Here is a 13,371-nt window from a genome sequence, read left to right on the forward strand (position 1 = left end):
ACGCACGGCGTCGTCCCACGGGGACGGCGCCGTTCTCGTTTGGTGGGCAGGCTTTTATCCGCGAGCGACCTCGGTCGGCGTGCGGGCTGCGATCAGTGCGCGGGCTTCGCGGTGCCGGTCCCGGTCGGCTCGGTCACGTTCGCCTTGGCGGATGCTCCCGCGGCCTTGGAGGCCTGCGGCAGGCTCGTCGCATCGATGACGTCGAAGCGGACGCCGTCCTCGGCCTGCTTCAGCGCGGCATTCGCCTCGTAGTACTTGCCCTGGTCCAGCAGCGCCGCAGCCTGGTCGACATCCGCCGTCGTCTTGGCCAGCGGCACGACGGCCATGGTGAAGTTCACGTTCACGCCGGCCAGCTTCAGCTTCTCGGCCGCGCCCTTGCGGTCGCCCTTCTCGAGATTCTTGTTGGCATCGGCCACAGCTGCCGCCTTCTGCGGCGTGGCGACGAAATCCTCGTCGAGCAGCAACTGCCCGTCGACCGGCAGCCACGCGACGGGCTGCTTCATGTCGCCGACGCCGGTGCCCTTGGCCGGCATCGCCTTGGCGGCGGCGGGCGGCTTGAGATCGGCCTCCGCCTTGGTGAACACGCTCTCGTCGGTCTTCGCCTTTGCGAGGACCGCCTGCGCATCGTGGACCAGCGTCTTGGCCTGGGCCGGGTCGGCATCGAAGATCGCGATCCGGGCGAGGTGCAGGTCGCGGAAGCCCTTCGCCCCATCGGCCGACAGCTTGCCGACGTCCTTCTGGATCGCGGTTTCGTGGGAGGCGGCGGTCGTCGCGGCTTGGTCGGCGGCGTAGGCGGCGCCCCCAAGGGCGACGGAGGCGGTGAAGACGGTGGCGAGGAGGGTGTAGCGGGTCATGACGACATCTCCAATCCGTCCCATGCGGCGGCGAGGGTCTGTTGCGACGATCGTCTTGTGCCCTGGGGCTGCTGTCGGAACGCGGGCGCCGAAGCCCACGTTGCATGAAATTTTGGTCATCAATCGGACATACTTCCGAAACGCAAGTCCTGATGAGCTATCTACAACAATATACAGTCGTTTGACGGTTTCGTTTCTGAAGCGTTTGAGGCGAAAGCTCCTGCGGGCTCCGTGATGACGTCGTCATCGTCTATTCGGTGCGAAATCCGAAAACCCGCCGCAGACGATCCCCGACCGCGCGACCGCATCCACGGAGGCCCGCGCGACGAGCGCGTCCCGCTCCGCGGCGTAGGCGTAGCCCGGCGCCTCGCCGAGGAAGCCGCGGGCGGTGGCCGGATGGGTGTAGAGCTCGGTCAGGCCGTCGGGCAGGTGCGCGAGCAGGCCGGCCACGCGGGCGGGCGTCATCGCTCCGGACCAGGCCAGACCCAGGGTTCGATCGGGAATGGTCAGCCCCATCATCCGGGCCCGGACGGCGAGCAGGGCCGCCCAGGGTGCCGTATCGAGGGCCACCCGCGGGGTCGCACCGGGCTCGGCGCGCTTCAGCACCGCCCGCGGCTCGCGCGGCACGCGGATCGAGCGCATCCCGTAACGCGGCCCGATCGACAGTACCGCGCCGGCGATCAACGGATGCACGTGGAAGTGCTTGTGCGCGTTCACGTGATCGAGTGGCAGGCCGGTGATGCGGTAGGCCTCGAACTGCGCGGTGATCTCGGCGGCGAGCTGGCGGCGGGCCGCCGGCTTCAGCGCAAGGTCGAGGCCGAGGCGTTCCATGTCGCGACGCATCAGGCCGGCGTCATCGGTGAGATCCGGCAAGGTGGCGGCCGGCAGCGTCGGCCACGCCTCGACGAGAACCAGGTGCAATCCCACGCGCAGCGACGGCATCCGCTTGGCGCGGGCGACCGCGTCCGCGGCGGCGGGGGCCGAGACCATCAGGCTCGCCGCCGTGAGGATGCCGTCGCGATGGGCCTGCTCGACCGCCTCGTTGACTTCCGGGCTCAGGCCGAAATCGTCGGCGGTGACGACGAGACGCTTCACGAGGCACTCCGGTGTACGGGGGCGCGGCTGTTTGCCGGGGGCCTCGGGCCCGGACCCCTGAACGAAGACGGCCGGGCTTTGGGGCCCAGCCGTCTGGATCGGTCATGCGATGGGGCTCAGGCGCCCTTGTCAGGCGGCCTTGGCGGTGCCCTGACGCTCCTTGAGGAAGCGGTAGAACTCCACGCCCTCGCGCAGGCGGCGCTTCATCATGTCGGGCGAGCGCACCATCTCGGAGACGATCGAGGCGATCTTCGGAGCGCGGAAGTAGAACTTCCGGTAGAACTCTTCCACCGCCGCGAAGATCTCGGCGTGCGACAGGTGCGGGTAGTGCAGCGGCGCGATCTGCACGCCGTTCTCATCCACGAGCTCGGCGTTCTCGACGTCGAGCCAGCCGTTCTCCACCGCCTGCTTGTAGAGGAAGGTGCCGGGGTACGGCGCCGCCAGCGAGGCCTGGATGGTGTGCGGGTTGATGCGCTTGGCGAAGGCGATCGTCTCCTGGATCGTCTCGCGGGTCTCACCCGGCAGGCCGACGATGAAGGTGCCGTGGATCGCGATGCCGAGGTCGTGGCAATCCTTGGTGAACTTCTCGGCGACCTCGACGCGCATGCCCTTCTTGATGTTGTTCAGGATCTTCTGGTTGCCGGACTCGTAGCCGACCAGCAGCAGGCGCAGGCCGTTGGCCTTCAGCACCTCGAGGGTCTCGCGCGGAACGTTCGCCTTGGCGTTGCACGACCAGGTGACGCCGAGCTTGCCCAGCTCGCGCGCGATCTCCTCGGCGCGGGGCAGGTTGTCGGTGAAGGTGTCGTCGTCGAAGAAGAACTCCTTCGTCTGCGGGAACTCCTTCAGGCAGTACTTGATCTCCTCGATCACGTGCGCGACCGAGCGGGTGCGGTAGGTATGCCCGCCCACCGTCTGCGGCCACAGGCAGAACGTGCAGCGGCTCTTGCAGCCGCGGCCGGAATAGAACGAGATGTAGGGGTGCTTGAGGTACCCGATGAAGTACTTCTCCATCTCGAGATCGCGCTTGTACACGCTCGTGACGAAGGGAAGCTGATCCATGTCGGTCATGATCTCGCGGTCCTCGTTGTGGACCACGACGCCGTCGGCGTTGCGATAGGACAGACCCTTGATCTCCGACATCGGCGTGCCGTCGGCGACTTCCTTGACGGTGAAGTCGAACTCGTTGCGGGCGCAGAAGTCGATGCACGGCGCCTGGGCCATCGCGCCGGCGGCGTCCACCGCGACCTTCGCGCCGATCAGGCCGGCGATCAGCTTGGGGTTGGCGGCCTTGAGCGCCTCGACGGTCTTCACGTCCGACTTGAACGACGGCACCGAGGTGTGGAGCACCACCATGTCGAAGTCGTTGGCCTGGGCCACGATCTCGGCCAGCTTGATGTTGTGCGGCGGCGCGTCGATCAGCTTCGAGTTCGGCACCAGGGCGGCCGGCTGGGCGAGCCAGGTCGGGTACCAGAACGACTTGATCTCGCGCTTGGCCTGGTAGCGGGACCCGGCGCCGCCATCGAAGCCGTCGAAGGTGGGAGCCTGAAGGAAGAGCGTGCGCATGGGGTTCAAGGCCTCAGAGCAGGGCGATCGGATCGAAAGGATGACGGATCGAGGATGGCAAGTTTAAACGACGGGACGGCAAGGTCAGACGGTGGGCGACTCAGCATCCTGGCCGAGATTGCCCTCCGGAATAAGCGTTCCATCCGCAACGACGCGATAATCGTGACCTTTCCATGTCACCGCCCCCGATACGAAGCTCCATGAGAAGTTCGCGAACGAGAGGATGTCGCGGATCGGCAACAGCCAGTACGGGTGGGGGCCGATCCCGAAGGCACGCTCCAGCCGCATCGACAGGATGATGCGGCAGGCGAGCGCCAAGGCCGCGACGCCGAGCGCGGTCGCGCCGGCCTCCGGCATCAGCGCGGCGATCAGCGCGATCGGGAAGGCGTGGGTGACGATCGAGCCGGCATAGCCGGCCGGGTCGACGTTGCGGATGGTGCGGTTCCAGCGCAGCTCGTGGCTCCAGAGGCCCGCGATCGCGGTGTCGACGCAGGTATGCCCGATGGTGAAGTTCGGGATCGCGACCCGGCCGCCGAGCCCGCGCAGCGCCTCGCCGATGGCATAGTCGTCGGCGAGGTCGTCCTTGAAGGTGGCGAACCCGCCGATCTTCGCCAGCGACGCGGCGGTGAAGGCGATGGTCGAGCCGAAGCACGGCTTGGCGAGGCCGAGCGCCGTGCCCATCACGACGTTGGGCAGGAACTGCACGTCGATGGCGAGCGCCGAGAGCTGCGCGAACACGCCCCGGTCGCCGGGAACGCCGTGGTACAGGCAGGTCACCCCGGTCACGCCGGGGGCGGACAGCTCGGCCACGACGCGCTCGAGATAGTCGGGGCGCACCACCATGTCGCTGTCGGCGAGCACCACCACCTCGTGCCGAATCACCTCCGACATGTTGATCAGGTTCGAGACCTTGCGGTTCGAGCCGTGCTGGCGTGCGTCGACGACGAGGTCGATGCTGAGCTGCGGGAAGGCCGCCTCGATGCGCCGCACGACGCCGATCGCCGGGTCGCCGGCGCTCTGCACGCCGAACACGATCTGCACCGGGCCGGCATAGTCCTGGGCGCAGAAGGTCCGCAGGTTCTCGAACAGGTTCGGCTCGAGGCCGCAGAGGGGCTTCAGCACCGTCACCGAGGGCCGCGCCGCATCGTCGGCGAAGGCGGGCGCCACCTTCGCGGAGCACCGCCCGGCGAGGAACGCCGCGGTGAGCGCGTACAGGCAACCCGCGAGCGCGGGGACCAGAAGGATCGGCGAGAGCCAGGTCAGGTCCATGGGAACGTCGCTCGGTCGCAAGGTGCGTGGGATCGATGGGCCGCGGCGTGCGGCACGAAAGCTCTGTGCAGGCCGTTCAAGGCGCCGGTTTGGCGTTCAGCATGCCGTCGGTGCGTTCGCGCAGGAATTTCAGCACCGCGTCGGCGCCGCCGGCCTTGAGCGGCTGGCCGAGGCTCGCCCGCTGACCCGCGACCTCGCTGACGTTGCCGTTGAGCAGGACGTCCTGGATGCGGTTGTCGGAATTCACGACGAAGTCGATCTGCGAATCGTCCCCGTCCGGGGTGGTGACGTGGGTGAGGACGCGCTGGTTCGTTCCGCTCGCCTCGCTCTTGCGCGTCACCTCGAACTTCGCGCCCGCCGCCCGTGCGAGGCGGTTGGCGTAGGTCACGACGAAGTTGCGGCGGAACGCTTCGGTGATCGCGCCCTGCTGCTCGGGCGAGAACTCCGCCCACTTGGCGCCGATCGCCAGGCGGACCATCGCCGGGTAGTCGAAGGACCGCTCCAGGGTCGGGCCGACCGCGTCGATGCGGTCCTTGAGGGTGCCGGCCCCGTTCTTCACGGCGGCGTCGAAGCGGGCGTAGAGCCCGTCGACCACCGCGACCGCCGGGTCGTCGGCGGCGAAGGCCGGAACGGTGCCGGCGACGAGCGCCAGCGCGAGGATCAACCGGCGCATCAGGCGCACTTCTTCAACTCCGGCACCGCGGTGTCCTCGATGTGGGCGCTCTGCCCGCGGGGGGGCGCATAGCTGTAGAACGGTCCGAGCGTCGCGGGTGCGGGGACGGCCCCGACTCGGCGAAAGGTGGTCCGGCCCTCCTCCTGCGCGGAGGCCTCGGGCTCGCTCGCCTCGCGGCGCAGGCGGCCCTCCTGCGTGTGCCAGAGCCACAGGCCGGGAACGCCGACGAGGAGGTCGGCCAGACGCTTGACCAGGGACAGGGCGAGCGCCGCCTCGGCCGGGATGCCGAACAGGGCGCAGAGCGCGATCAGCCCGCCCTCCTGCGCGCCGAGCGCGCCGGGGACCGCGAAGGCGGCGCCGCGCACGGCCTGGGCCAGGCTCTCGATCACGATCGCCTCTGCGAAGCTCACCGGATAGCCCATGAAGTGCAGGCAGACGTAGACCTCGAGCGAGCCGATGACCCAGCCGACGAGGTGCACGCCGATGCCCGAGACGATGCGCAGGGGCGCACCGTAGAGGCGTCGCAGGTTGTCGTAGAGCACGTCGACGGCGCCGAGCGCCTGCCATTCGCGGCCCGAGGCGAAGCGGTCGACGATCCCCTGGATCAGGCGGTGCCCGGCACGGCGCTGGATCAGGTAGAACGCGCCGATGGCGGGGGCGGCGATGGCGAGGCCGCCGGCGACGGTGCGCACGATCGGCCCGTCGCCCGCGAGCCAGATCAGGAGCCCGAGGCCGGCGACGGTGAAAAGCAGCTGGGTCAGCGCCTGCGTCATCATGTCGACGAACATGCTGGCGCCGGCCAGGCCCCCGGCGATGCCGCGCTTGGCCAGAAGGCGCGCGCCGATGAAGTCGCCGCCCACCGTCGCGACCGGCAGCAGCGTATTGATGCCCTCGCGCACGAAGCGCAGGTTGATGCAGGCGGCCAGGCTCGGGCGGCCGGCGACGGGGAAGATCACGAACCAGCCGAGGCCGGCCCAGGCGACGGCGACCGCGCGCGCGGCGACCACCGCCAGCGCGCCCCAGCCGGCACTCACCACCGCCGCCGCCACATCCTCGAGACCGGAAGACAGGAACAGGCCGACGACCGTGCAGAGGCCGGCGATCAAGGCCAGGGTCGTCAGACGCTTCATGATCCTCTTTCAAGCTCGGGGGTGGCTTGATGCTGGATTCTCGCCGCGATTTCGACCGAAAAAGACCGCTGCGGACGAGGAGTAAGGCTCAAGTTGCAGCAACGATCGGCAATGTCTATCACCCGATAGACACAGTGCGGACCAAAGCGGCACCAGGGGTTTCGCCCCGAGCAGACCGCCCGCGCAGCGTATCACGAAGGGATCACCATGGACCGCGACGCTTCCCACTCGGCCGGAGAGGCCGTGCTCGACGACGCCCGTACCGACGGCTTCGTCCGCGGCGACCCGGGCGTGCCGGCGCCGCACTCGCCGGTGATGGCCTGGAACGAGTGGGACCCGCTGGAGGAGGTGATCGTCGGCTCGCTCGACGGCGCCACGATCCCGACGCACCACCTGACCGTGATCTTCAACCTGCCGCGCGCGGCGCAGCCGTTCTACCGCTTCGCCTCGGGCTTCCGGTATCCGGCCTTCATGAAGAAGCTCGCGCAGAAGGAGCTCGACAACTTCATCGGCATCCTCGCCGGCGAGGGCGTGAAGATCCGCCGCCCGGACAGCATCGACTTCTCGAAGAAGTACCGCGCCCCGCGCTGGTCGTCCCGCGGCTTCTGCGTCGCCTGCCCGCGCGACCCGTACCTGGTGATCGGCGACGAGATCATCGAGAGCCCGATGTGCTGGCGCTCGCGCTACTTCGAGGGCGACGCCTACCGCTCGCTGTTCAAGGAGTATTTCCGCAACGGCGCGCGCTGGACCTCGGCACCGCGGCCGCAGCTGACGGACGAGCTCTACAACTACGATTATCGCGTGCCGAACCTGAAGGCCGGCGAGCCGATGCAGTTCACGGTCAACGAGTTCGAGCCGGTCTTCGACGCCGCCGACTTCGTCCGCTGCGGCCGCGACATCTTCGTCACCCGCTCGAACGTCACCAACCTGATGGGCATCGAGTGGCTGCGGCGCCACCTCGGGTCCGGCTTCCGCGTCCACGAGATCGAGAGCCGCTGCCCGCAGCCGATGCACATCGATTCGTCGTTCATGCCGCTCGCGCCCGGCAAGGTGCTGGTCAACCCGGACTACATCGACGTCGAGAAGCTGCCGGCGGTGCTGAAGAAGTGGGACGTGCTGGTCGCCCCACGTCCCGACCCGGTCGAGGGCTTCATGAGCAAGATCTCGATGTGCTCGCCCTGGACCTCGATCAACGTGCTCGCCATCGACGAGAAGAAGATCGTCGTCGACCAGAGCCAGCCGACGCTGATCAAGGCGCTCAAGGATTGGGGCTTCGATCCGATCCCGGCGCCGTTCCTGAGCTACGGCCCGTTCGGCGGCTCGTTCCACTGCGCGACGCTCGACGTGCGCCGTCGCGGAACGCTGAAGTCGTACTTCTAGGATTTCACTGATCGTCCGCCGCATGATCCCCTCCCCCTCTGCGGGGGAGGGTGGGCCTCGCGTCAGCGAGGGTCGGGAGAGGGGATCGGCCTCTCCGGAAGCGTTGCCCCCTCACCCGACCCGCTTCGCGGGCCACCCTTCTCCGCACAAGGGGGAGGGAAACCGGCCTCAGCGCGAGAACTTCTTGTACTTGATCTTCTTCGGCATCAGCGAGTCGGCACCGAGGCGGCGCATCTTGTCGGCCTCGTAGTCGGAGAAGTTGCCCTCGAACCACTCGACGTGGCTGTCGCCCTCGAAGGCGAGGATGTGGGTCGCGATCCGGTTCAGGAACCAGCGATCGTGGCTGATGATCACGGCGCAGCCGGCATAATCCTCCAGCGCGTCCTCGAGCGCCCGCAGCGTCTCCATGTCGAGATCGTTGGTCGGCTCGTCGAGGAGGAGCACGTTGGCGCCACCCTTCAGCGTGCGCGCGAGGTGCACGCGGTTGCGCTCGCCGCCCGACAGCGTGCCGACCTTCTTCTGCTGGTCGCCGCCCTTGAAGGCGAAGGCCGCGCAGTAGGCCCGCGAATTGATCTCGCGCTTGTTGAAATAGATGATGTCGTTGCCGCCCGAGACCTCCTGCCAGACCGTGGCGTTGGGATCGAGCGCGTCGCGCGACTGGTCGACGTAGCCGAGATGCACGGTCTCGCCGACCGAGATCGCGCCGCCGTCGGGCTTCTCCTGGCCGGTGATCATCTTGAACAGCGTCGTCTTGCCGGCGCCGTTCGGGCCGATGACGCCGACGATGCCGCCCGGCGGCAGCTTGAACGACAGGTCCTCGATCAGCAGCCGGTCGCCGAAGGCCTTGTTGAGGTGGTCGAACTCGATGACGTTGTTGCCGAGCCGCTCGTCGATCGGGATCACGATCTGGGCCGCGGCATCGACCTTGTTGTTCTGCTTGGCGACCAGCTCCTCGTAGCGCGTGATGCGCGCCTTCGACTTGGACTGGCGCGCCTTCGGCGAGGCGGCGATCCACTCCTGCTCGCGGGCGATCGAGCGCTGACGGGCCATGTCCTCGCGGCCCTCCTGCTGCAGGCGCTTCTGCTTCTGCACCAGCCAGGCCGAGTAGTTGCCCTCGTACGGGATGCCCTTGCTGCGATCGAGCTCGAGGATCCAGCTGGTGACGTTGTCGAGGAAGTAGCGATCGTGGGTCACGATCAGGATCGCACCGGGATAGTTCTTCAGGTGGCCTTCGAGCCAGTTCACCGTCTCGGCGTCGAGGTGGTTGGTCGGCTCGTCGAGCAGCAGCAGCTCCGGCTCCCACAGCAGCAGCCGGCACAGCGCGACGCGGCGGCGCTCGCCGCCCGACAGCGTGGCGACCGGCTGCTCGTCGCTCGGGCAGCCCAAGGCCTCCATGGCCTGGTCGACCTTGGATTCGAGCTCCCACAGATTCTTCGATTCGATCTCGTCCTGAAGGCGGGTCATCTCGTCCGCCGTCTCGTCGGAGTAGTTCATCGCGAGCTCGTTGTAGCGGTCGAGCAGCGCCTGCTTCTCGGCGACGCCCTCCATCACGTTCTCGCGGACCGACTTCGTCGGATCGAGCTGCGGCTCCTGCGGCAGGTAGCCGACGCGGGCGCCCTGGGCGACGAAGCCCTCACCGGTCCACTCGGTGTCGATGCCGGCCATGATCTTCAGCAGGGTCGACTTGCCCGAGCCGTTGATGCCCAGCACGCCGATCTTCGCGTCGGGGTAGAAGGACAAGTTGACGTTGTCCAACACCTTCTTCCCGCCGGTGTAGGTCTTGGTCAGGCCTTTCATGTGGTAGATGAATTCGCGGGCCATCGCAGGCATCCTATCAGGTTCGGCGGGGCCGGCGCGGGAGCGCGCCCGGCCCGATGACGGGTACAGGGCCGCACGGGCAGGCACGCGCCATGCCCGCGGCGAACCCTGCGCGGTACGGTTCTGCGGAGCGTGCGCGTCGCACCCTTCCCCGCAATCCCTGGAGATGATCCCGCTCGCGTATCAGGACGGCCGGTGCCGGGCAAGGATCGGGGCGTGGTGGCCGCTGTGGGACTCGAACCCACACGGGCGAAGCCCGAGGCATTTTAAGTGCCTTCCGTCTACCAATTTCGGCAAGCGGCCCCTCGATGTGCCGAAGCGGTAGCCGCCGGCGTCGGCGAGATCAAGCGTTCGGCGTCCAGCCGTAGAGCCAGGCGTAGCGCGCGCGCATGCCGTCGGGCCCGAGGCGGCGCATCACCGCGTCGCGCACGAAGGCGGTGAGGCCGCCGGCATGGTAGGTCCGGCCGTTGCCGCGGGCGGCGCGCTGCACCCGGCGGACGCGGCGCCGGCGCGCCTTGGTGTAGGCCGCGAGCGCGTCCGCGACCGGATGCTCGGCGAGGCACCGCGTCAGGATCGAGCAGTCCTCGATCGCCAGCGCCGCCCCCTGCGCCAGGAACGGCAGCACCGGGTGGGCGGCATCGCCCAGCAGCGCGACCCGGCCGCGTGCGATCGGCCGCGCCACCGGGCGGTCGGCGAGCGACCAGACCAGCCAGGAATCCGGCACGGTCAGCAGCTCGAGCAGCTCCGGCGCGCAGGTGCGGAAATGCGCGCGCAGCACCGCCGGATCCCCGAGCCGGCCCCAATCCTCGTCGCCCTGCCGCTCGGGCACGATCGCCACGACGTTGAGGTCGCGGCCAGCATGGATCGGGTAGTGGACCACATGCCGGCCGCGCCCGAGCCACAGCCCGGTCGCCTCGCCGGCCAGCGCCTCGGGCACGGCCTCGCGCGGCACGATCGCCCGCCACGCCGCCATCCCGGCAGGCGCGAGCGGGCGTGGGTCGAGGTGCCCGCGGATGCGCGAGCGCAGGCCGTCCGCCCCGATCACCAGGTCGGCCGAGAGGCTGTCGTTGCGGGTGCCGTTGCCGCTTTCGAGGGCTAGGGTGACGGCGTCCTCGGTCTCGGTGAGGCCCATGACGGCACGGCCCATCATCAGGCGGATGCCGGGGCGGGAGCGCACCGCGTCGAGGAGCAGGGTCTGAAGGTCGGCCCGGTGGATGACGTAGTACGGCGCGCCGAACTGCTCGCGGGCCTTGGCGCCCAGCGCCACCGCCCCGATCCGCCGGCCCGAATCGAGGGCGCGGACGGTCACGCCCGGCGGCTCGGAGCCGGCGCGCCGGAGCGCCGCCGCGAGCCCGAGATCGGCGAGCACGCGGCTCGCGTTCGGTGAGAGCTGGAGGCCGGCGCCGACCTCGCTGAAGCCGGTGCGGCGCTCGACCACCGTCACCGCATGGCCGGCGGCGTTCAGCGCCAGCGCCGCGGTCAGGCCGCCGATCCCGCCTCCGACGATGGCGACGGTCAGCGGCGGCTGAGGGTCTCGGGGCATGACCCTATTCGGCCGCCGCCTTCTGATCGTGCCAGACGCATGCCGCCGGGTCGGCATGGCCGGCCTTCAGGTCGGCGCGGTGGCGATACAGCGTCGAGCAGTACTGGCAGATGATCTCGTTGTCGGCGCCCATGTCGAGGAACACGTGCGGATGATCGAACGGCGGCAATGCGCCGATGCACATGAACTCCCGCGAGCCGACATGGATGACCGCGACGCCGAGCTCGTTGTGGAAGTGCGGTACCGCCCTGTCAGCCATCGCGCCGTCCTGTGCCTTGGGACCCCTCGCACCGGGTCGCCCGAGCCCCGCTTATGCCGCCGTGCGTTCGTCCGGCGCAAGCCTGGGGGCGAACGCCGGTCACTTGGCGCCTCGGCGGCCACGCCGTACATAAGCCTTCGAAGACCGACCCGGCGCGGACAAGCCCCTCGATGACCCAGCAAGACCAAGCGACGCGGCGCGTGCCCCAGGCACCGATCCACGGGCCGGAGGGGTTCGCGGGCATGCGCCGTGCCGGACGCCTCACGGCGGAAGGCCTCGACGTGCTGATGGAGGCGACGCAGCCGGGCGTGACCACCGAGGCGCTCGACAAGCTCGCCTACGAGTTCGCGATGGATCACGGCGCCTACCCGGCCTCGCTGCTCTACCGCGGCTATCCGAAGTCGATCTGCACCTCGATCAACCACGTGGTCTGCCACGGCATCCCCAACGACAAGCCGCTGCGCGAGGGCGACATCGTCAACCTCGACATGTGCCTGATCCTCGACGGATGGCACGGCGATTCGAGCCGGATGGCCTTCGTCGGCGAGGTGCCGCGCAAGGCGGCGCGCCTGTGCGAGATCACCTACGAGGCGCTGATGCGGGGCGTCGCCGCGGTGAAGCCCGGCGGATCGACCAACGACATCGGCCGCGCGATCCAGGACTACGCCGAGGGCGAGCGCTGCTCGGTGGTGCGCGACTTCTGCGGCCACGGCCTCGGTCGGAGCTACCACGATGCGCCGACGATCCTGCACTACGTCGAGGCGAGCTACGACGTGCCGCTGCGGCCGGGGCAGTTCTTCACCATCGAGCCGATGATCAACCTCGGCCGGCCGGCGGTGAAGGTGCTCTCCGACGGCTGGACCGCGGTGACGCGCGACCGCTCGCTGTCGGCGCAGTTCGAGCACACGGTGGCCGTCACCGAGACCGGCGTCGAGATCTTCACGGTCTCGCCGAAGGGGCTGCACCAGCCCGGCAACCCAGGCGCTTGAGGTCGTGACGGGCCCGGGCGACGCGGCTGAGGGCGGATTGTTCGCCGAGCGGCCGGCCGTCGCGCCGAAGCCCGAGGAGCCGCCGCACTATCTCGGCCACCGCGATCGCCTGCGCGAGCGCTTCGCCAAGCAGGGGGCCGACGCCCTGCCCGACTACGAGATGCTCGAGCTTGCCCTGTTCCGCGCGATCCCGCGGCGGGACGTGAAGCCGCTGGCCAAGGCGCTGATCCGCCGCTTCGGCAGCTTCGCCGAGGTGCTGAGCGCCGATCCGGCCCGGCTCGCCGAGATCGAGGGCGTCAGCGCCGGCGTGGTCGCCGACCTTAAGTTGATGGAGGCGGCGGGCCGCCGGCTGGCGCGCGGCGCGATCGCCCAGCGCGCGCTGCTCTCCTCCTGGGCCGAGCTCATCGAGTACCTGCGCGCCACCATGGCCTTCGCCACCCGCGAGGAGTTCCGGGTGCTGTTCCTCGACAAGCGCAACCACCTCATCGCCGACGAGATCCAGGGGCGCGGGACCGTCGACCACACGCCGGTCTACCCGCGCGAGGTGGCGCGGCGGTCGCTGGAGCTCTCGGCGACGGCGATCATCCTGGCGCACAACCACCCGTCCGGCGATCCGGCGCCCTCGGTCGCCGACGTGACGATGACGCGCGAAGTGATCGCCGTGCTCAGCCCGCTGAAGATCGTGGTGCACGACCACGTCATCCTCGGCCGGTCAGGCCATGCCAGCCTGAAAGGCCTGCGCCTCATCTGACGCGTGTTTGGAACGAGCCCCGAACGAGGCCGTAATCCCTTTGCGTG

The 13,371-nt window shown here is 69.1% G+C and carries 12 protein-coding genes and 1 tRNA gene; 3 read left to right on the top strand and 10 right to left on the bottom strand.

Annotated elements, in window-relative coordinates; genetic code table 11:
- Positions 1-92 precede the first annotated feature (92 nt).
- The 6 genes from MKK68_RS19030 to MKK68_RS19055 form a co-directional block, all read right to left on the bottom strand.
- Positions 93-854, bottom strand: a complete 762-nt coding sequence (locus tag MKK68_RS19030) for a YfdX family protein (RefSeq protein ID WP_244032381.1) — start codon at positions 852-854, stop codon at positions 93-95.
- Between the two features lie 243 nt (positions 855-1,097).
- Positions 1,098-1,949, bottom strand: coding sequence for a hopanoid biosynthesis-associated protein HpnK (gene hpnK, locus MKK68_RS19035; RefSeq protein WP_244032383.1), 852 nt, complete (start codon positions 1,947-1,949; stop codon positions 1,098-1,100).
- A gap of 129 nt (positions 1,950-2,078) precedes the next feature.
- A complete protein-coding gene (gene hpnJ, locus MKK68_RS19040; protein ID WP_147725743.1) occupies positions 2,079-3,512 on the bottom strand; it encodes a hopanoid biosynthesis associated radical SAM protein HpnJ in 1,434 nt (477 codons plus the stop codon).
- Between the two features lie 84 nt (positions 3,513-3,596).
- Positions 3,597-4,781 carry a bacteriohopanetetrol glucosamine biosynthesis glycosyltransferase HpnI gene (hpnI, locus tag MKK68_RS19045; protein WP_244032384.1) on the bottom strand — a complete coding sequence of 395 codons (1,185 nt, stop codon included), beginning with the start codon at positions 4,779-4,781 and terminating at the stop codon, positions 3,597-3,599.
- Between the two features lie 76 nt (positions 4,782-4,857).
- A complete protein-coding gene (locus MKK68_RS19050) occupies positions 4,858-5,463 on the bottom strand; it encodes a phospholipid-binding protein MlaC (protein WP_147859427.1) in 606 nt (201 codons plus the stop codon).
- Entirely contained in the window at positions 5,454-6,584 is a 1,131-nt protein-coding gene (locus MKK68_RS19055; RefSeq protein ID WP_147859426.1) for a flippase-like domain-containing protein, read from the bottom strand. Before MKK68_RS19055 ends, MKK68_RS19050 begins: the two co-directional genes overlap by 10 nt.
- A 207-nt stretch (positions 6,585-6,791) precedes the next feature.
- Between MKK68_RS19055 and MKK68_RS19060 the strand changes: the two genes are divergently transcribed.
- Positions 6,792-7,964, top strand: a complete 1,173-nt coding sequence (locus tag MKK68_RS19060) for an amidinotransferase (RefSeq protein WP_147842102.1) — start codon at positions 6,792-6,794, stop codon at positions 7,962-7,964.
- A 168-nt stretch (positions 7,965-8,132) separates the two neighbouring features.
- Here MKK68_RS19060 and ettA read toward each other — a convergent pair whose 3' ends face one another.
- From ettA to MKK68_RS19080, 4 genes are all read right to left on the bottom strand, one after another.
- Positions 8,133-9,785, bottom strand: a complete 1,653-nt coding sequence (gene ettA / locus MKK68_RS19065) for an energy-dependent translational throttle protein EttA (RefSeq protein WP_147728950.1) — start codon at positions 9,783-9,785, stop codon at positions 8,133-8,135.
- A gap of 214 nt (positions 9,786-9,999) precedes the next feature.
- Positions 10,000-10,085, bottom strand: a tRNA-Leu gene (locus MKK68_RS19070).
- A gap of 40 nt (positions 10,086-10,125) precedes the next feature.
- Positions 10,126-11,325 (bottom strand): FAD-dependent monooxygenase, encoded by a 1,200-nt coding sequence (locus MKK68_RS19075; protein WP_243949845.1) that lies wholly within the window; start codon positions 11,323-11,325, stop codon positions 10,126-10,128.
- Positions 11,326-11,329: 4 nt separating this feature from the next.
- Complete coding sequence (locus MKK68_RS19080; protein WP_147726292.1) at positions 11,330-11,584, bottom strand: zinc-finger domain-containing protein; 255 nt, start codon at positions 11,582-11,584, stop codon at positions 11,330-11,332.
- Between the two features lie 170 nt (positions 11,585-11,754).
- On the opposite strand from MKK68_RS19080, the gene map reads away from it, so the two are divergent.
- Both map and radC read left to right on the top strand, forming a co-directional pair.
- Positions 11,755-12,573 carry a type I methionyl aminopeptidase gene (gene map, locus MKK68_RS19085; RefSeq protein ID WP_147726291.1) on the top strand — a complete coding sequence of 273 codons (819 nt, stop codon included), beginning with the start codon at positions 11,755-11,757 and terminating at the stop codon, positions 12,571-12,573.
- A gap of 4 nt (positions 12,574-12,577) precedes the next feature.
- On the top strand, positions 12,578-13,324 hold the full coding sequence (radC, locus tag MKK68_RS19090) for a RadC family protein (protein WP_409567272.1): 747 nt from the start codon (positions 12,578-12,580) through the stop codon (positions 13,322-13,324).
- The last annotated feature ends 47 nt before the right edge of the window (positions 13,325-13,371 follow it).

The sequence above is a fragment of the Methylobacterium sp. E-016 genome, assembly GCF_022829745.1.
Classification (GTDB): Bacteria; Pseudomonadota; Alphaproteobacteria; order Rhizobiales; family Beijerinckiaceae; genus Methylobacterium.

Coding starts and splice junctions, on each gene's coding strand:
- MKK68_RS19030 (WP_244032381.1), bottom strand. CDS start 854: ATGACCCGCTACACCCTCCTCGCCACCGTCTTCACCGCCTCCGTCGCC.
- hpnJ (WP_147725743.1), bottom strand. CDS start 3,512: ATGCGCACGCTCTTCCTTCAGGCTCCCACCTTCGACGGCTTCGATGGC.
- hpnI (WP_244032384.1), bottom strand. CDS start 4,781: ATGGACCTGACCTGGCTCTCGCCGATCCTTCTGGTCCCCGCGCTCGCG.
- MKK68_RS19055 (WP_147859426.1), bottom strand. CDS start 6,584: ATGAAGCGTCTGACGACCCTGGCCTTGATCGCCGGCCTCTGCACGGTC.
- MKK68_RS19060 (WP_147842102.1), top strand. CDS start 6,792: ATGGACCGCGACGCTTCCCACTCGGCCGGAGAGGCCGTGCTCGACGAC.
- ettA (WP_147728950.1), bottom strand. CDS start 9,785: ATGGCCCGCGAATTCATCTACCACATGAAAGGCCTGACCAAGACCTAC.
- MKK68_RS19075 (WP_243949845.1), bottom strand. CDS start 11,325: ATGCCCCGAGACCCTCAGCCGCCGCTGACCGTCGCCATCGTCGGAGGC.
- MKK68_RS19080 (WP_147726292.1), bottom strand. CDS start 11,584: ATGGCTGACAGGGCGGTACCGCACTTCCACAACGAGCTCGGCGTCGCG.
- map (WP_147726291.1), top strand. CDS start 11,755: ATGACCCAGCAAGACCAAGCGACGCGGCGCGTGCCCCAGGCACCGATC.